This window comes from Mesorhizobium sp. M7D.F.Ca.US.004.01.2.1, from assembly GCF_003997785.1.
In the GTDB taxonomy this organism is placed as follows: Bacteria; Pseudomonadota; Alphaproteobacteria; order Rhizobiales; family Rhizobiaceae; genus Mesorhizobium; species Mesorhizobium loti.
On sequence record NZ_RZRQ01000120.1, the window covers coordinates 1 to 16866 of the forward strand.

Consider the following 16866-nt stretch of genomic DNA (forward strand, 5'->3'; position numbering starts at 1 on the left):
TGCCAAGCTCGCCCAGAACCTCGTGCGCGGTCTTCTGCATGATCTTGGCGCGCGGATCGTAGTTCTTGTAGACACGGTGGCCAAAGCCCATCAGCCGGAACGGGTCGTCCTTGTCCTTGGCGCGGGCGATGAACTCCGGGATGTGATCGACATGGCCGATCTCGCCCAGCATGTTGAGCGCCGCTTCGTTGGCGCCACCATGCGCCGGGCCCCAAAGGCAAGCGATGCCGGCAGCGATGCACGCGAACGGGTTGGCACCCGACGATCCGGCGAGACGAACGGTCGAGGTCGAGGCGTTCTGTTCGTGATCGGCGTGAAGTATGAAGATGCGCTCCATGGCGCGCGCCAGCACTGGATTGATCTTGTACTCCTCGCACGGCACGGCAAAGCACATGTGCAGGAAGTTGGCAGCGAAATTCAGCTCGTTCTTCGGGTAAATGAAGGGCTGGCCGATGTGGTATTTGTAGGCCATCGCCGCGATCGTCGGCATCTTGGCGATCAGCCGCATGGAGGCAACCATGCGCTGGTAGGGGTCGGAGATGTCGGTGGAGTCGTGATAGAAGGCCGACAGCGCGCCGACCACGCCGCACATCACCGCCATCGGATGCGCGTCGCGGCGGAAGCCGGTGAAGAAGCGCGACATCTGCTCGTGCACCATGGTGTGGCGCGTCACGCGGTAATCGAAATCGTCCTTCTGCGCCTTGGTCGGCAGTTCACCGTAGAGCAGGAGATAGCAGACCTCGAGGAAGTCGCCGTGTTCGGCCAACTGGTCGATCGGATAGCCGCGGTGCAACAGGATGCCGGCGTCGCCGTCGATAAAGGTGATTTCGGACTCGCAGCTTGCCGTCGAGGTGAAGCCGGGATCGTAGGTGAAGGCGCCGGTGGTGGAGTAGAGCGAGGCGATGTCGATGACATCAGGCCCGACCGAACCGCTTCGCACCTTGAATTCGTGAGTCTTGCCGGCGAATTCAAGCGTTGCCGTGGCCTCCTGGGTCTTGCCGCCCAAATCCAGTTTTTTCGCAGCTTCGGTCATTGCAAACTCCTTGTTGTTTCCTCATGCCGGCAAAGGCAAAATCTTGCAAAGCGACACTTCGAAATCACCGCAATGCGCGTATTCGCCACCGCATTTCAGGAGGTGCGTGCCAGATTGGGCCAAGGCCTAATGTTGCACTGCGAAACCCGCCTTTCAATGCCAATCTTCTTGGGCCAGTTTGCTCCTAATCGATTTGATCGGTTATGCGCGCCAGGCTTTCCTCGCGGCCGAGCACAGCGAGCACATCGAACACGCCCGGCGAGGTGCTCTTGCCGGTCAAAGCGGCGCGCAAAGGCTGGGCCACGGCGCCGAGCTTGTGGCCACCAGCGAGTGCAACCTCGCGGATCGCGGCCTCCGCTGCAGCGGCCGTCCAGTCACCTGTAAGCCCGTTCAAAGCTTCGTGAGCACCGCGCAGGATCTTGCGGGCATCGTCATTGAGCAGAAGGGCGGCCTTGTCATCGATCGGCAGCGGTCGCGTGGCAAACAGGAAGGCTGCGCCATCGACGAGTTCGACCAGCGTTTTGGCGCGCTCCTTCAGGCCCGGAAGTGCTGCCAGCAACTGCGCCTTGTTGGCGTCGTTCAAGCGCGAGGCCATCGCAGGGCCGCCCTCGAGATAGGGCAGAGTGGCGATGAAGATATCGAACAGCTCGGCATCGCTCATGCGGCGCATATGCGCGCCGTTGATCGCTTCGAGCTTGGCGAAGTCGAACCGGGCCGCGCCCTTGTTGACGTCGCCGATGTCGAACCAGGAAATCATGTCCGTGATCGACATGATCTCGTCGTCGCCATGGCTCCAGCCGAGACGCGCCAGGTAGTTGAGCAGCGCCTCCGGCAGGTAGCCCATGGCGCGATAGGCCTCGACGCCAAGCGCGCCGTGCCGTTTCGACAGCTTGGCACCATCGGCGCCGTGGATCAGCGGGATATGCGACATGGACGGCACGTCCCAGCCCATGGCGTCATAGATCACGGTCTGACGGGCGGCATTGGTCAAATGGTCGTCGCCACGGATGATGTGGGTGACGCCCATGTCATGATCGTCGACGACGACGGCATGCATGTAGGTCGGATTGCCGTCCGAACGCAGGATGATGAAGTCGTCGAGATCCTTGTTGGGAAAGCGCACCTCGCCCTGGACGCGGTCATGGACGATGGTCTCGCCCTCGGTCGGCGCTTTGATGCGGATGGCGCCCTTGGCGCCTGCAGGAGCCTCTGAGGGGTCGCGGTCACGCCAGCGGCCGTCATAGCGGGGCGGCAGGCCCTTGGCTCTGGCGGCCTCGCGCATCGCCTCCAGCTCGACCGGCGTCGCGTAGCAATAATAGGCCTTGCCCATGCGCACGAGCTCCTCGGCCACCTCGCGGTGGCGCGGCGCACGCTCGAACTGCGACACCGGCTCGCCGTCCCAGGTAAGGCCGAGCCAGGAAAGCCCGTCGAGAATGGCAGCGGTCGCGGCTTCGTTGGTGCGTTCGCGGTCGGTGTCCTCGATGCGCAGCAGCATCGTGCCATCGGTGTGCTTTGCATACAGCCAGTTGAACAGCGCCGTGCGCGCGCCGCCTATATGCAGGTAGCCGGTGGGCGAGGGGGCAAAACGGGTGACGACCTTGTCGGACATGGAACTCTCGGAAACCATCTGAAGCGGGTGCTGTCGCGCGGACTTTCGCACGGTTGGCGTTCATGTAGCATAGGGTGTCGAGGGCGCAAGGGGCAGACCCGATGGCTGGACGAGGCTGGGGCTCGGATCAGGGCGAGGACGCTGTCATTGGCGTCAGCGAACGGTCGCTTTTTGCGCCTCTGCCAGCCCCGCTGCCGCCGCCGTCGCCCCTCGTGCCGGCTCCCGGCAAAGCGCCGTTACAAGCGGATGTCGACGCCTCTGTTCCAGTTGCCGAAACCGGCAGGATCGTGCGCGTGCCCCGGCACATCGGCCGGATTTCGCTGCCTCGCTTGCGCCATAGCGTAGCCACAGCAGCGGGCCTGGAACTCGACCGAGGCGTGGCCTTCCTGCTGGTGCCGGTCTGCCTGGCGATCGGAGCGATCGGCTATTTTTCGCTGACGGCGGAGCCTGACTTTGCCAAGCCCGTCGCGGTCGTCGCCCTGGCGGCGCTCTGTGCGCTGGTCTCCCGTTCATGGCCGAAGACCCATCTGTGCTTCATGGCCGCGCTGCTGTGTGCGCTCGGGCTACTCGCCGCAAAGGTCGAAACGTGGCGCGCGGGCACGCAGATGCTGGGTTCGGAAATCTCGACGCAGGTGACCGGCCGGGTCGTCTCGATCGACCAGATGGAGAGCGGCCGCATCCGGCTGACCATCGACGTGACTTCGACCGCAAGGCCGAAATTGCGCTATATGCCGGAGCGGGTGCGGCTTTCGGCACGCAAGATCCCGGCAGACATGACAGCCGGATCCCTGATCATTGGATATGCCAAGTTGTTGCCGCCGACCGGTCCGGTGCGGCCGGAAAGCTACGACTTCTCCTTTGACAGTTATTTCGCCGGCATCGGCGGCAGCGGGTTCTTTCTCGGCAATCCAAAGCTTGTCGTCACCGATGACGGCGACATGCCGCTATCGGCCCGCCTTTCCTCAAGCGTAGAAAATGCCCGAGAAGCGATTGCCGACCACATCAGGGCCAGCATTGGTGGCGCCGAAGGTGAGATCGCCGCGGCGCTGATCGTCGGCGTGCGCGCCGGCATTCCCGATGAAATCAATGAAGCGATGCGGCGTACAGGCATCTACCACATCATCTCCATTTCAGGACTGCACATGGCGCTGGTCGCCGGCACCATCATGGGTCTGCTGCGCGGCGCCTTCGCCTTGTTTCCCGACTTTTCCGCGCGTCGTCCGGTCAAGAAATATGCCGCCGCCGCGGCACTGTTCTCGATCGCTGCCTATCTCATCATCTCTGGCGTCGTCGTTGCCGCCGAGCGCAGCTTCATCATGCTGGCGGTGATGCTGATTGCCGTTCTGTTCGATCGGGCGGCACTCACCATGCGCAATCTGGCGATCTCGGCGATCGCCGTCATCGTGGTGTCGCCGCACGAGGTGGTCGGCCCGAGCTTCCAGATGTCCTTCGCGGCAACCGCAGCACTTGTCGGCGCCTATGCCGGCTGGTCGGATCATCGCGCGGGGAAAACCAGACCGCCGCCGCCGAAGCGATCCTTGCCCGGCTTCCTGACGCGAAAATTCCTGCTGGCGGCGGGCGGCTTGGCCATGACATCCATCATCGCCGGCGGCGCCACGGCGCTGTTTGCTATCTGGCATTTTCAGCGTGTGTCGCCGCTAAGCCTGTTCGCCAATCTGGCCATCATGCCAATCGTGTCACTGGTTGTCATGCCTTTCGCCGTCCTCAGTGCGCTGGCGATGCCCTTCGGCGCCGATGGTCCATTCCTTTATGTGATGGGCAAGGGCCTGACCGCGATGATCGCCATGTCCGGATGGATTTCCGAGCGTTCGCCCGTCGATGGAGTCGGATTGATTTCGCAGCAGTCTGTCCTGCTGGTGGCGATTGCCCTGGTCATCGCGACGATGGCGACGACATGGCTACGGCTCGCCGCTCTTCCCTTCGCGCTTGCCGGCCTGCTGACCGTTTCGGATACGCGCACACCCGACGTGCTGATCTCCGAGGACGCTCGACTGGTTGCGTTGCCGATCGGCGGCGGCGAGTTCGCCGTCAGCCGCGCACGGCCGAACGAATTCACCGTCGACAACTGGAAGCGCGCACTGACATCCGAAACCATCGTCGTGCCGGAAGTCTTCACCCAAGGAGACGCACAATTCGAGATCGCGGATGCCCCGGAACTGCCGCCGGGATCGCCGTTCTATTGCACGTCAGGCGTTTGTCTCGCCAGGCGCACGTCCGGCGCGATCATTGCTTATGTCGAGGATCGCAAGGACACGTGGAAAGCCTGCGGCTTCGCCGGGCTGATCGTAATCAATGACGCGACGGCCTATGACGCTTGTCACGATCCGCTGGTTCTCGTCATCACCAAGCGACAACTGGCTCGCAAAGGCAGTGCTGCCGTCTTCTTCGATCGCCAGTCGGCGACCGCGCCGGCAACCGTCAGCTTCGCGGTGGACAGGCCCTACCGGCCTTGGCATGAACAACGCAAATTCTCACGCGAGGCGAGGGGACTGCCGCCCTTCAAGAGACCCGAGAAGCCAGTGGTTAAACCGCAGCTGCCTCAGTAGCGGCGGATCAGGCCGACGAGCTTGCCTTGCACCTTGACCCTGTCCGGCCCGAAAATACGGGTTTCATAGGCCGGATTGGCGGCTTCGAGAGCAATCGAGGCGCCCTTGCGGCGGAACCGCTTCAGCGTCGCTTCCTCTTCATCGACCAGCGCCACGATGATTTCGCCGGGGCTCGCCGTGTCGGCATTGCGGATGATGACGGTGTCGCCGTCGAAAATGCCGGCCTCGATCATCGAGTCGCCCTTGACCTCCAGCGCATAGTGCTCGCCGCCCATGATCATGTCCGGCGGCACCGAGATCGAATGCGTCTGATGCTGAATGGCGTCGATCGGCACACCGGCAGCGATGCGGCCCATCACCGGGATCGACACCGCGGAGACCACGTCGTCGTCATTGCCGGCCGAAGACATCCGCGAAAGCGCCGGCTTGATCTGCCGGCCAAGGCCGCCTTGACCAAGACTGCCCTGGATGACGCTTGGCGAGAATTTTTTTGCCGCGTTGAGGCCGGGCGCGATCGAATCCGGCAGCCGCAGCACTTCCAGCGCGCGTGCCCGGTTGGGCAGCCGGCGAATGAAGCCGCGCTCCTCCAGTGCCGTAATCAGCCGGTGAATCCCGGATTTGGAGGCAAGATCGAGCGCCTCCTTCATCTCATCGAAGGATGGCGGAATGCCGCTTTCCTTCAGGCGTTCATGGATGAACATCAGCAGTTCGTGTTGCTTGCGCGTCAGCATGGCGGCCCCCAAGGTACCTGAAACCAGAATCAGAAAAACAAACCCAGAACAAACACTATCTGTTCCAGTTGTGTTCTGCAACCGTTTAAAGTTTAATGAATTTGTTAAGGTGGCGGAAATTATTCCGCGGTTGCAAGCGGATCTCGTCGACGCCTGCATGCCGTCGCAGTGCGCTTTCCGACATTGAAATTGTTATGGTTAATAGCCTGTGGCCCATCCCGAGATCAGGCCTGGCATGGCTGCCGACAGGCCCCTCGACGGTGGGCTTTCCAGCTTTCGTTTGCCGTGAACGAAACGAAGCCAAAAACGCCAACCTTGGTTAATTATTGTAGCCTGCGCTGGCCACCAGCAACGAACGCATGTGCGAGCTGGAAATTCGTCTCTTCGTCATCCGACCAAGGGGAGAGCCGATGACAACAGATCGTCGAGACGGCTGCGTTAGGTAACGGCCTCCTTGACGGCGAAACGCTGGTCCTTCCATGCACCCGTGCGCAGAATGTCTTCCAGCACCTCGACCGCCAGCCACACATCCTTGTAGCCGACATAGAGCGGCGTGAAGCCGAAACGGATGGTCGATGGCGCGCGGAAATCACCGATCACGCCACGCTCGATCAGCGCCCGCATGATTTGATAGCCATGATCGTGAAGGAACGACACCTGGCTGCCGCGGCTGGTCGTGTCGCGGGTGGTCTCCAGCGTGAGACCATAGGCGCCGCACTTTGCTTCGACGAGCTGGATGAACAGTTCGGTCAGCGCGACGCTTTTCTTTCGCAATGCCGCCATGTCGACGTCGTTCCAGATGGCAAGCGCACCCTTGAGCGCCCGCATCGACAGGACCGGCTGCGTGCCGCACAGAAAGCGGCGGATACCGGTGCCGGCCACGTAACCCTGTTCGAAGGCAAAGGGCCGCGCATGCCCCCACCAGCCGCTGAGTGGCTGGCTGATCTCGCCGTGGTGGCGCCGGGCGGCATAGATGAAGGCCGGCGCGCCCGGACCGCCGTTGAGGTACTTGTAGGTGCAGCCGATGGCGAAGTCGGCATTTGCGTGATCGAGCTCGACCGGCAGAGCACCCGCGGTGTGGCACAGATCCCAGACGATCAGCGCTCCGGCCGCATGAGCCTTGCGCGTCAGCGCCGCCATGTCCCGCAGTTCACCCGATTTGTAATTGACGTGGTTGACCAGCACCACCGCGACGTTTTCGTCGATCAGCTCTTCGATGGTTGGCGCGTCGACGCCCGCGAGGCGCAGCAGGACGCCATCCCGAGTCGAGGCCACCCCTTCGGCGATGTACAGGTCGGTGGGAAAACTGTCACCCTCGGCGACGATGGCCAACCGGCCGGGCCGCATCTCCAGCGCCGCATGCAGCACCTTGTAGATGTTGGTCGACGTCGTGTCGCAGACGACGGTCTGGCCGGCCGCGGCTCCGATCAGGCGCCCGAGCTGGTCACCGAGTTCGATCGGCATCTCGAACCATCCGGCCGTATTCCAGGCCCGGATGAGATCCTGGGCCCATTCCTTGGTCGCTGCCTGTTGCAGCTCGCCGAAAACGGCATGCGACGCTGCCCCAAGTGAATTGCCGTCGAGATAGATCACGCCTTCCGGCAGGATGAAACGATCGCGCATGGCACGCAGCGGATCCGTGGCATCCATCGCTTCGATTGCAGCGAGATCAGGAATTCCACTCATGGTCGGTCAGTCCTCGGTTGTTCGCGAAGGGTTTTCCGCCACAGAGCGTCCCCTCAGTGAGCTTGTTTTCATTTCGATGATGTCAGAGCCGGGTGCGGACCGTCCACAGCTCCGGGAACAGCACGACCTCGAGCATCTTCTTGAGATACGAAGCACCCGACGTGCCGCCGGTGCCGCGTTTCAGACCGATGATGCGCTCGACCGTGGTGACGTGGTTGAAGCGCCAGCGGCGGAAATAGTCCTCGAAGTCGACCAGCTTCTCGGCCAGTTCGTAGAACATCCAGTAACGCTGCGGATCACGGTAAATGGTCTGCCAGGCGACCAGAACCTCTTCATTTTCGGTTCGCGTTTCACGCCAGTCCGTGCGCCTGGCATCAGTGCCGATGTCGAATCCGTTGCGCGCCAGAAGCAGCAGCGCTTCGTCGTAGAGCGATGGCTCGGCCAGGATCGCCTCCAGCTTTCCGCTGAGGTCAGGCCGGTGCTTGTGCGGCCCGAGCATGGCGAGGTTGCGGTTGCCGGCCATGAACTCGATGGCGCGATACTGCCAGGACTGAAAACCCGAGGACTGGCCGAGCGCGTCGCGGAACTCGGTGTATTCGCTGGGGGTCATCGTCCGCAGCACGTCCCAGGCGTTGTTCAACTGTTCGAAGATGCGGGCGACGCGCGACAGCATCTTGAAGCTCGGCTCGAGCCGGTCGGCGCGGATAGAACGGATCGCAGCGCCAATCTCGTGCAAAGCGAGCTTCATCCACAGTTCGGAGGTTTGATGCTGGATAATGAACAGCATCTCGTCGTGCGCCGACGACAGCGGCGTCTGGGCCTCCAGCACTTTCTCAAGGTGCAGGTAGTCGCTGTAGGACATGCGCTCCTTGAACGACATCTGTGCGCCTTCGGACGCCGGATCGTATGGCTCACTCAATTGATTTTCTCCGTGCGCAGCCGGAAGCGCTGGATCTTGCCGGTCTGGGTCTTGGGCAGAGCGGCGATGAATTTCACCGATCGCGGGTATTTGTAGGGCGCGATCGTTGCCTTGACGTGGTCCTGCAGGCGCTTGGTGGTCAACGCGTCAGGCGCCACGCCCTGCGCCAGCACGACATGCGCCTCGACGATCTGGCCGCGTTCGGCATCGTCTGCGCCGATCACCGCGCATTCGGCGACGTCGGGATGCGACAGCAGTGCTGCCTCGACCTCGGGGCCGGCGATGTTGTAGCCGGCGCTGACGATCATGTCGTCGGAGCGCGCGGCGAAATGGAAGAACCCGTCTTCGTCCTGCGTGAAGGTGTCGCCGGTGAGGTTCCAGCCGTCGCGGACGTATTCCTTCTGCCTGTTGTCGGCCATGTAGCGGCAGCCGGTCGGGCCGCGCACCGCCAGCCTGCCGGTCGTGCCGCGCGGCACCTCGCGCATCTCGTCATCGACGATGCGCGCCTCATAGCCGCCCACCGGCTTGCCGGTCGACGCGGGCTTCATGTCGTCAAAGCGGTTGGAGATGAAGATGTGCAGCATTTCGGTGGCGCCGATGCCGTCGAGGATCGGCTTGCCGGTCTTTTGCGTCCACTCCTCGAAAACCGGAGCGGGCAAGGTTTCGCCGGCCGAAACGGCGACGCGCAGCGACGACAGGTCGGCTCCTTCATCCATGGCCTTCAACATGGCGCGGTAGGCGGTCGGCGCGGTGAAGGAGATCGTCGCTTTGTAGGTTTCGATGATGTGGATCATGTTGGGCGGCGTCGCCTGCTCCAGCAGCGTTGCCGCAGCACCGAAGCGCAGCGGGAAGATGGCGAGCCCGCCAAGGCCGAAGGTGAAGGCCAGCGGCGGCGAGCCGACAAAGATGTCGTCCGGCGTCACCTTGAGGATCTCGCGGGCGTAGGCGTCGGCGATGATCAGGAGGTCGCGGTGGAAATGCATCGTCGCCTTCGGCACGCCTGTCGTGCCCGAGGTAAAGCCGAGCAAGGCGACGTCGTCGCGGCCTGTGTTGACGGAAGTGAATGTCACCGGCTTGTCGAGAGCGGCACGATCGAGTTCGGCATCATGGTTGGCGGTGCCGTCGAAGCCTATGACCTGCTTGAGGAATACGCTGTCCTTGGCGCAGGCGGTCATCTCGTCCATCAGCCTGGTGTCGCACAGCGCGACGGTGATCTCCGCCTTGTCGACGATCTTGGCGAGTTCGCCGGCGCGTAGCATCGGCATGGTGTTGACGACCACGGCGCCGACCTTGGTGGCAGCCAGCCAGCAGGCGACCATGGCGGGGTTGTTGGCCGAGCGGATCAGCACCCGGTTGCCCGGCTTGACGCCATAATTCTCGACCAGTGCGTGGGCCAGCCTGTTCGTCCAGTCGGACAGTTCCTTGTAGGTGCGGCGGCGGCCATTGCCGATCAGCGCGGTGTGGTCGCCCAGGCCTTTCTCGACCAGCCTGTCGGTCAGTTCGACGCCGGCGTTGAGGCGTTCGGGATAGTCAAAGCCATCGAGCAGGATATCGGGCCATTGCTCCGGCGGCGGCAGGTGATCGCGCGTGAACGTGTCGATATGCGCTGAAGGCCCAAGCATGTCGCCGCTATCCCATCTGCTGGACGGCCAGTGCGCGAGGCGCCTGGCCGGATGTGGTGGATCTAAAGGTCCTGCTTTTGAGGAGGCTTCGTGCCGCCGTTGCCCCTGCTCGGGATGCCACCAGAAAGAGTGCACATCTGCAGGTTTTGGGCAGCACAGCAGACCTCCCATTGTCGGCTGTTCGTCAGGGCAGGATCGCACCAGTCGAAATTTGTTTCAAGCCTAAAATATTTTTGGTCTGGAGCATTGACGCATGGCATGGCGGTGGCCATTGCTGGCGCAGAAACGAGCCATTCCGGGGGAGGGTGCCGATGTTCGAACGTCACATTGCCGATTGGGACCGCGCCTATGCCAACGGCGCGAACATTGTCGGCAGCGATCGCTGGCCGGCAGCGTGGGCGGAACCCGCGCAAGCGTTTCGCAATGCGCTTTCGGCAGAGGGCCGGGCACGGCTCGACATCGCCTATGGTGACGGACCGCGCAATCGGTTGGATATTTTCCTTCCCAAAGCCGCTCCCAAGGGGCTCGTGGTGTTCATCCATGGCGGTTACTGGCTGGAGTCCGACAAGAGCACGTGGTCGCACCTCGCCAATGGCGCGGTCGGCAATGGCTTCGCCGTGGCGATGCCTTCCTACACGCAGTGCCCGGACATACGCATCGCCGGCATCGTCAGCGAAATCGGCACAGCGATCGGCAAGGCAGCGGCGATGGTCGGGGGACCGCTGATGCTGACCGGACATTCGGCCGGCGGCCATCTCGCCAGCCGCATGGTGACCACAACAACGCCCCTGGCCGCCGATGTGGCGCAGCGCATACGCCATGTCGTTTCGATTTCGGGCCTGCATGACCTGCGTCCGCTCATGCGCACCGGCATGAATGCGGCGCTGGCCATCGACGAGCACGAGGCGCTGACGGAAAGCCCGGCGTTGCTGCGGCCCATGGAGGGTGCCCGCATCACCTGCTGGGCCGGAGGCGGTGAGCGCGCCGAATTCCTGCGCCAGAATGCGTTGCTTGCCAACATCTGGACCGGCCTTGGCGCCACCACCAGCGCGATAGTCGAGCCCGACCGGCATCACTACGACATTGTCGACGGCCTTGCCGATCCGGCGCATCCGCTAACCCGGACCCTGATCTCGGAGTAGGGCCGAGGTCATTTTCTCGTCTGTTATGAATGGCTTGTCTTGGATTCTTCAGCGCAGCATCAAAACGCTGCAAGCCTCGCCCGCAGCCGCTGCGGAGGCAAACGGCGCGCGCACGATCAGCCCGTTGGCGTCGGCCAGCATTCTCAGCATCGAGGAATCCTGGATGCCGAACGGCGTCGCCACCAGCGCGCCGTCATCTTCCCTGACCATGGCCCGCACATAGTCCTGGCGCAAATCATTGGCCGGTATTGCGGCGCCCAATCGCGCCGGGCGTATGTCCTGGCGATGGTTGCGGCCGCCGAGCCGCGCCAGCAGGGGCTTCAGGAACAGTTGCGAGCAGACCAGGCTTGCCACCGGATTGCCCGGCAGGCCGATGCACCTGATATCGCCGAGGCGGCCGAACATCAGCGGCTTGCCGGGGCGCATGGCGATCTTCCAGAAGCCGAGCGTCATGCCTTCGCCGGTCAGCACATCGTGGATCAGGTCGTGATCGCCGACCGAGGCGCCACCAAGCGTCACGATGACATCCGCGCCGGCTGCGACCGCTTGTCTGACCAGCGCGGCGATGGCCTCCTTGCGATCGGCGGCAATGCCGAGATCGAGCGCGCGGGCGCCAACCGACTGTGCGGCGGCGGCAACGCCATAGGCATTGGACGAGATGATCTGGTCCGGCCCGAGTTCGCTGCCGGGCGGCAACAATTCGTCGCCGGTGGCGATGATGGCGACCAGCGGCCGTTTTACCACGCCGACCCGGGGGTGGTTGGCCGATGCCGCCAGCGACAGCGCCGCCGGGTCGAGCACGCGGCCTTTTTCCAGCAGCACGTCACCCTTTGAAAAATCGAGCCCGATGCGGCGGATGTTGCGTCCTTCAGCGGTCGGTTCGGTCACTTCGATGTCGCCGCCGCCGAGATCCCTGACATTTTCCTGGATGACGATGGTGTCGGCGCCTTCGGGAAGCGGCGCGCCGGTGAAGATGCGCACCGCCTGTGCCTTGCCGACCACGCCGTCAAAGCCACGCCCGGCCGGGGCCATTCCGATCACAGAAAGTCTCGATGGCACCGACGCCACATCGGCGGCACGCGCCGCATAGCCGTCCATGGCGGAAGCGTTGAAGGGCGGTTGGGTGCGCAGCGCAATAACCGGTTCCGCCAGCACACGATCCACGGCCTCGAAGAGCGGAACGCTTTCGCCGGCCAGCGGCGCAGCGCCTTCCAGAAGGCGTTCGAGCGCCTCGGCGACCGGAACCAGCGCCATCAGGCGCCAGCCTTGTAGTCGCCAGATTTGCCGCCAGTCTTTTCGACCAGCCGGATGCCGGAAATGGTCATGGCGCGATCCACCGCCTTGGCCATGTCGTAGATGGTCAGGCAGGCGACGGAGGCGGCCGTCAAAGCTTCCATCTCGACGCCCGTCTTGCCGGTGACACGCGCAAGCGCGGTGACCTTCAGGCCGGGCAAAGCATGGTCCGGCTCGATGTCGACGGAAACCTTGGTCAGCAGCAGCGGATGGCAGAGCGGGATCAGTTCATGCGTCTTCTTCGCCGCCATGATGCCGGCGATGCGCGCGGTGCCGAGCACATCGCCTTTCTTGGCGTTGCCGGCGAGGATCGTCTTCAGGGTCTCGGGCTGCATCGCGACAAAGCCCTCAGCGATCGCCGTGCGCGTCGTCTCTTCCTTGTCGCCGACATCAACCATGTTGGCCTCGCCCTGGGCGCCGAGATGGGTGAGGGCCGATGTCATCGTCAGACCACCTCGGCCGCTGCCTTGCCCGTCAGCAGCAGGCGCGTGGCCGCGGCGACATCCTGTTGCCGCATCAGGCTCTCGCCGACGAGGAAGGTGTCGATGCCGGTCTTCTGCATCCTGAGGCAGTCGTCATGGCTGAAAATACCGCTCTCGCTGACCAGCAGGCGGCCGCCCGGCACCATCGGCGCCAGCCGCTCGGACGTTTTAAGGCTGGTTTCGAATGTTCTCAGATTGCGGTTGTTGATGCCGATCAACTGCGATGACAGTTTTACCGCGCGCAGCGTCTCGGCCTCGTCATGCACCTCGATCAGCGCATCCATGCCGAGTTCGAATGCCGTTGCCTCAAGCTCGCTCGCCAGGGCGTCATTAACGCTCGCCATGATGATCAGGATGGCATCAGCGCCCCAGGCGCGGGCTTCGTAGACCTGATACGGATCGAACAGGAAATCCTTGCGCAGTGCGGGCAGGGCGACGGCGGCTCGCGCCTTGGTGAGAAACTCCGGCGCGCCCTGGAAAGACGGCGCGTCGGTCAGCACCGAAAGACAGGCGGCGCCGCCTTTCTCATAGGCCTGCGCCAATGCTGGCGGATCGAAATCGGCCCGGATCAACCCCTTGGAAGGGCTCGCCTTCTTGATTTCGGCGATCAGGGCGAAGCTACCCGATCTCTGCTTCGCCTCGAGCGCTGCAAGAAAGCCGCGTGGTGCATCGGCGTCTTTTGCGCGCGCCTTGATCTCGGCCAGCGGCATGCGTGCCTTGGCCGCCGCGATCTCGTCGCGCTTATAGGCCTCGATCTTGCGCAGGATGTCAGACACGGTTCACCCGTTCGAAATTTCGACCAATCGGTCGAGCACCTGCAGGGCCCGGCCGCTGTCGATGGCTTGCGCGGCGAACGCGATGCCGTCACCAAGCGTCGTCGCTTTGCCCGCAACGACCAGGCCGGCGCCGGCATTCATCAGCACGGTGTCTCGATAGGCGCCGGCAGCACCGCCCAGCATATCGCGCAATGCCGTGGCGTTGTAGGCCGCGTCGCCGCCGCGCAATTCATCCTTGGTATGGCGCGCCAGCCCAACCGCTTCAGGGGTTAGCGTGAAGCTGCGGATCTCGCCGCCGATCAGTTCGGCGACCTGCGTCTCGCCGGTGGTGGTGATCTCGTCATAGCCGTCGCCATGGGCAACCCAGGCATGCTCGGCGCCCAGCGCCTTCAGCGTCTCGGCCACCGGCAGGATCCATTCCGGCAGGAACACGCCGACCATCTGCCGTTTGACGCCAGCCGGATTGATGAGAGGCCCGAGCAGGTTGAAGATGGTGCGGGTGCCGAGCTCGACTCGGGTCGGCCCTACATACTTCATTGCCGGGTGGTGCGCGGGCGCGAACATGAAGCCGACGCCCGCTTCATGGATGCAACGGCCGATGAATTCGGGCGAGATGTCGATCTTGACGCCAAGCGCAATCAGCACGTCGGCGGACCCTGTCAGCGAGGACAGACCGCGATTGCCATGCTTGGCGACGGGCACGCCGCTGCCGGCGATGACGAAGGCCGATGCCGTCGAAATGTTGACACTGTGGGAATTGTCGCCGCCCGTGCCGACGATGTCGATGGCGCCGTCCGGTGCGTCGACACGCAGCATCCTGGCGCGCATGGTGGCGACGGCGGCGGAAAGCTCGCTCACCGTCTCGCCGCGCACGCGCAGCGCCATCAGGAAGCCGCCGATCTGGCCGGGCGTGGCGTCACCCGACATGATGATGTCGAAGGCCTCGCGCGCTTCCTCGAAGGAAAGCGCGCTGCCGGTCGCGACCTTGGCGATATGGGTTTTCAGCGCGCTCATCTTGTCGAGGCTTGGGCAACGGCGGCCTGGTCGATGCGAACGTCGTACTGCGTCTGCAACTGCGCCACCAGCTGATCGAGCAGGTCATCCGACATGCCGGAGGTGAAGGATTTCTGCGCATCGTCCGGCACCGAGCTGGCATCGGCCCCGGCGGGCTCGAACACTTCGGCGACCTTGTACAGGATCTGACCGTCGCCGGTGGGCGAGGGGATCAGGCCGGTGCCGCCTTCGCCGACGCCGAACATCGCCGCCGCACCCTCCTTGCCGAAATCGACATCGTCGGCCTCGCGCTTGACGCCGCGCTTGGTCTGCTTCTCCAGCTTGAGCTCACTGGCAATAACGTCGAGCGTGGCACCGGCCTTGAGCCGCTTTTCGAGCTCGTCAGCCTTGGCGGCGAGCCGCTTGGTGGTCTCAGCTGCCGTCCAGTCGGCGACGGCTTTCTGATGAACCTCGTCCAGCGTGCGATCGCGAGCCGGCGTGACGGAAGTCACTTCGTAGAAGACAAAACCATTGTCTGCCGTGGTCAAAGCTTCGTTCTCCGTGCCGGGTTCGGCGTCGAAGACAGCCTTGATCAGTTCCGGCGATTGCGGCAGGTCCTTGACGATGCTCGCGTCAGGCCGCAATCCGCTGCGATCGATGGCGTCGATGGTGATGAGCTTCAGCTTCAGCTTGGTGGCGGCGTCGGCCAGCGAACTGCCGGCGGCGCGGGTGTCTTCATAGCTGTCACGCACGTCCAGAAGAATGCGGCTTGCCTCGCCCAGCGCCAGGTCCTTGCGTATCTGGTCGGACACCTCGGTCAGCGGCTTCACCACCTCGGGCTTGATTTCGGTGACGCGCAGCAGCACCGGGCCGAAGGCGCCCTGCACGACCTGACTGACTTCATTGGCATTGAGCGCGAAGGCCGCGTCGGCGACCGCCTTGTCGGCGATCTTGTCCTTGGCCAGCGTGCCGAGCAGCGTATCGGCCGGGGTCTTGCCTTCCGCCGTGACGAGCTTGTCGAAGGTGGCGCCGGCCTTGAGCGAATCGAGCGCGGCCTTGGCCGCATCCGGCGTCTTGAACACAAGCTGCTCGATGGTGCGCAGTTCCGGCGTGGTGTAGCGCGCCTTGTTCTTGTTGTAATCGTCGCTGACCTGGCTGTCGGTGACGGCGGTCGTATCCATGATGTCGACGGGTTCGAGGCGGACATAGGAGAATTTGCGGTATTCGGGTGCCGCATATGTCTTCTTGTCGGCTTCGAAATAGGCTGAAAGCACGCTGTCGGAGGGCGCCTGGATCGGCTCGACCAGTGCCTTGGGCAGGGTCAAATAGTCGATGGTGCGGTCTTCGCCGCGATAGAGCGCAACCGCCTTGAAGAAAGTATCCGGAGCCTTGAGGCCATCCGAGACCGCTTCGACGATCTGCTGGCGCACCGCCACCTGGGCACGGTTCTTCAGATAGTCCTCGGGCCGCATGCCAACCTGCCGCAGCATGTATTCGAATGTTTTGCGGTCGAACTGGCCGCCTGGGCCCTTGAATGCCGGGTCTTCGCGCGTCAGCTCGGCCAGCCGATCCTTGGAAAGTCCGAGGCCCAGTTTGCGTGCCTGTTCGTCGAGAACGGCGCCCGAAACGAGCTGAGCCAGCACCTGGTTGTCGACGCCGAGCGCCTTTGCCTGTTCGTGGCTGAGACGCTGGCCGAACTGCTGCGACATGACGGCGAGCTGGCGATCATAGGCGAGACGGTATTCGTTGATCGACACTTTGGTGCCGCCAGCGGTTATAACCGAATCATGGCCGGCGAAACCACCCATCAGCCGTCCGGAAATGCCCCAGACCAAAAAGCTGAGCACCAGCAACACCAACAGCCCCTTCGCGACCCAGGTGCCTGCCGCGCTTCTCAATATACCAAGCATTTTTACTTCCGATTTATGCGCATTTTCGCATGCGCCGAGTCTGAAACAAGCGCAATAGCGCCCTTCCGGTCCACTGTCGATTGCTTTGTGGCCTGATTTTGGT

The 16866-nt window shown here is 63.3% G+C and carries 13 protein-coding genes; 2 read left to right on the forward strand and 11 right to left on the reverse strand.

From position 1 onward, the window contains the following. Together gltA and gltX are read right to left on the reverse strand one after the other, a co-directional pair. The coding region (gltA, locus tag EN993_RS17755; protein WP_127264422.1) for a citrate synthase at positions 1-1033 on the reverse strand (1033 nt) is incomplete at its 3' end. A 184-nt stretch (positions 1034-1217) separates the two neighbouring features. Continuing rightward, positions 1218-2642 (reverse strand): glutamate--tRNA ligase, encoded by a 1425-nt coding sequence (gene gltX / locus EN993_RS17760; protein WP_127264424.1) that lies wholly within the window; start codon positions 2640-2642, stop codon positions 1218-1220. Positions 2643-2743: 101 nt separating this feature from the next. Between gltX and EN993_RS17765 the strand changes: the two genes are divergently transcribed. After that, on the forward strand, positions 2744-5209 hold the full coding sequence (locus tag EN993_RS17765) for a ComEC/Rec2 family competence protein (protein ID WP_127264426.1): 2466 nt from the start codon (positions 2744-2746) through the stop codon (positions 5207-5209). Here EN993_RS17765 and lexA read toward each other — a convergent pair. The 4 genes from lexA to EN993_RS17785 all read right to left on the reverse strand — a co-directional run bounded on the left by lexA (position 5203) and on the right by EN993_RS17785 (position 10167). Next, positions 5203-5940 carry a transcriptional repressor LexA gene (gene lexA / locus EN993_RS17770; RefSeq protein WP_109669027.1) on the reverse strand — a complete coding sequence of 246 codons (738 nt, stop codon included), beginning with the start codon at positions 5938-5940 and terminating at the stop codon, positions 5203-5205. The two genes, EN993_RS17765 and lexA, sit on opposite strands and share 7 nt — an antisense overlap. Before the next feature lie 438 nt (positions 5941-6378). Next, positions 6379-7626: a kynureninase gene (gene kynU / locus EN993_RS17775; RefSeq protein ID WP_127264428.1), complete on the reverse strand. Its 1248-nt coding sequence runs from the start codon at positions 7624-7626 to the stop codon at positions 6379-6381. A gap of 82 nt (positions 7627-7708) precedes the next feature. After that, a complete protein-coding gene (kynA, locus tag EN993_RS17780; protein ID WP_109669023.1) occupies positions 7709-8545 on the reverse strand; it encodes a tryptophan 2,3-dioxygenase in 837 nt (278 codons plus the stop codon). Continuing rightward, positions 8542-10167, reverse strand: coding sequence for an AMP-binding protein (locus tag EN993_RS17785; protein ID WP_127264430.1), 1626 nt, complete (start codon positions 10165-10167; stop codon positions 8542-8544). Before EN993_RS17785 ends, kynA begins: the two co-directional genes overlap by 4 nt. Before the next feature lie 311 nt (positions 10168-10478). On the opposite strand from EN993_RS17785, the gene EN993_RS17790 reads away from it, so the two are divergent. After that, entirely contained in the window at positions 10479-11309 is an 831-nt protein-coding gene (locus EN993_RS17790) for an alpha/beta hydrolase (protein ID WP_127264432.1), read from the forward strand. Positions 11310-11357: 48 nt separating this feature from the next. On the opposite strand, the gene glp is transcribed toward EN993_RS17790, so the two are convergent. The 5 genes from glp to EN993_RS17815 are packed head-to-tail and all read right to left on the reverse strand — an operon-like array spanning position 11358 to position 16763. Beyond that, the gene (gene glp, locus EN993_RS17795) at positions 11358-12563 is read right to left on the reverse strand and encodes a gephyrin-like molybdotransferase Glp (RefSeq protein ID WP_127264434.1); all 1206 of its coding nucleotides are present in this window, start codon (positions 12561-12563) and stop codon (positions 11358-11360) included. Then, the gene (moaC, locus tag EN993_RS17800) at positions 12563-13045 is read right to left on the reverse strand and encodes a cyclic pyranopterin monophosphate synthase MoaC (RefSeq protein ID WP_109669013.1); all 483 of its coding nucleotides are present in this window, start codon (positions 13043-13045) and stop codon (positions 12563-12565) included. Before moaC ends, glp begins: the two co-directional genes overlap by 1 nt. A gap of 2 nt (positions 13046-13047) precedes the next feature. Next, a complete protein-coding gene (trpC, locus tag EN993_RS17805) occupies positions 13048-13860 on the reverse strand; it encodes an indole-3-glycerol phosphate synthase TrpC (protein WP_109669011.1) in 813 nt (270 codons plus the stop codon). Between the two features lie 3 nt (positions 13861-13863). Further along, on the reverse strand, positions 13864-14874 hold the full coding sequence (trpD, locus tag EN993_RS17810; protein WP_109669008.1) for an anthranilate phosphoribosyltransferase: 1011 nt from the start codon (positions 14872-14874) through the stop codon (positions 13864-13866). Then, on the reverse strand, positions 14871-16763 hold the full coding sequence (locus EN993_RS17815) for a SurA N-terminal domain-containing protein (protein WP_127264436.1): 1893 nt from the start codon (positions 16761-16763) through the stop codon (positions 14871-14873). The genes trpD and EN993_RS17815 overlap by 4 nt, the downstream gene beginning before the upstream one ends. Positions 16764-16866 lie beyond the last annotated feature (103 nt).

Excerpts from the sequence above, each read along its gene's own strand:
- gltX (WP_127264424.1), bottom strand. The coding sequence starts at position 2,642 with ATGTCCGACAAGGTCGTCACCCGTTTTGCCCCCTCGCCCACCGGCTAC.
- EN993_RS17815 (WP_127264436.1), bottom strand. The coding sequence starts at position 16,763 with ATGCTTGGTATATTGAGAAGCGCGGCAGGCACCTGGGTCGCGAAGGGG.
- glp (WP_127264434.1), bottom strand. The coding sequence starts at position 12,563 with ATGGCGCTGGTTCCGGTCGCCGAGGCGCTCGAACGCCTTCTGGAAGGC.
- moaC (WP_109669013.1), bottom strand. The coding sequence starts at position 13,045 with ATGACATCGGCCCTCACCCATCTCGGCGCCCAGGGCGAGGCCAACATG.
- trpD (WP_109669008.1), bottom strand. The coding sequence starts at position 14,874 with ATGAGCGCGCTGAAAACCCATATCGCCAAGGTCGCGACCGGCAGCGCG.
- lexA (WP_109669027.1), bottom strand. The coding sequence starts at position 5,940 with ATGCTGACGCGCAAGCAACACGAACTGCTGATGTTCATCCATGAACGC.
- EN993_RS17765 (WP_127264426.1), top strand. The coding sequence starts at position 2,744 with ATGGCTGGACGAGGCTGGGGCTCGGATCAGGGCGAGGACGCTGTCATT.
- kynU (WP_127264428.1), bottom strand. The coding sequence starts at position 7,626 with ATGAGTGGAATTCCTGATCTCGCTGCAATCGAAGCGATGGATGCCACG.
- EN993_RS17790 (WP_127264432.1), top strand. The coding sequence starts at position 10,479 with ATGTTCGAACGTCACATTGCCGATTGGGACCGCGCCTATGCCAACGGC.
- EN993_RS17785 (WP_127264430.1), bottom strand. The coding sequence starts at position 10,167 with ATGCTTGGGCCTTCAGCGCATATCGACACGTTCACGCGCGATCACCTG.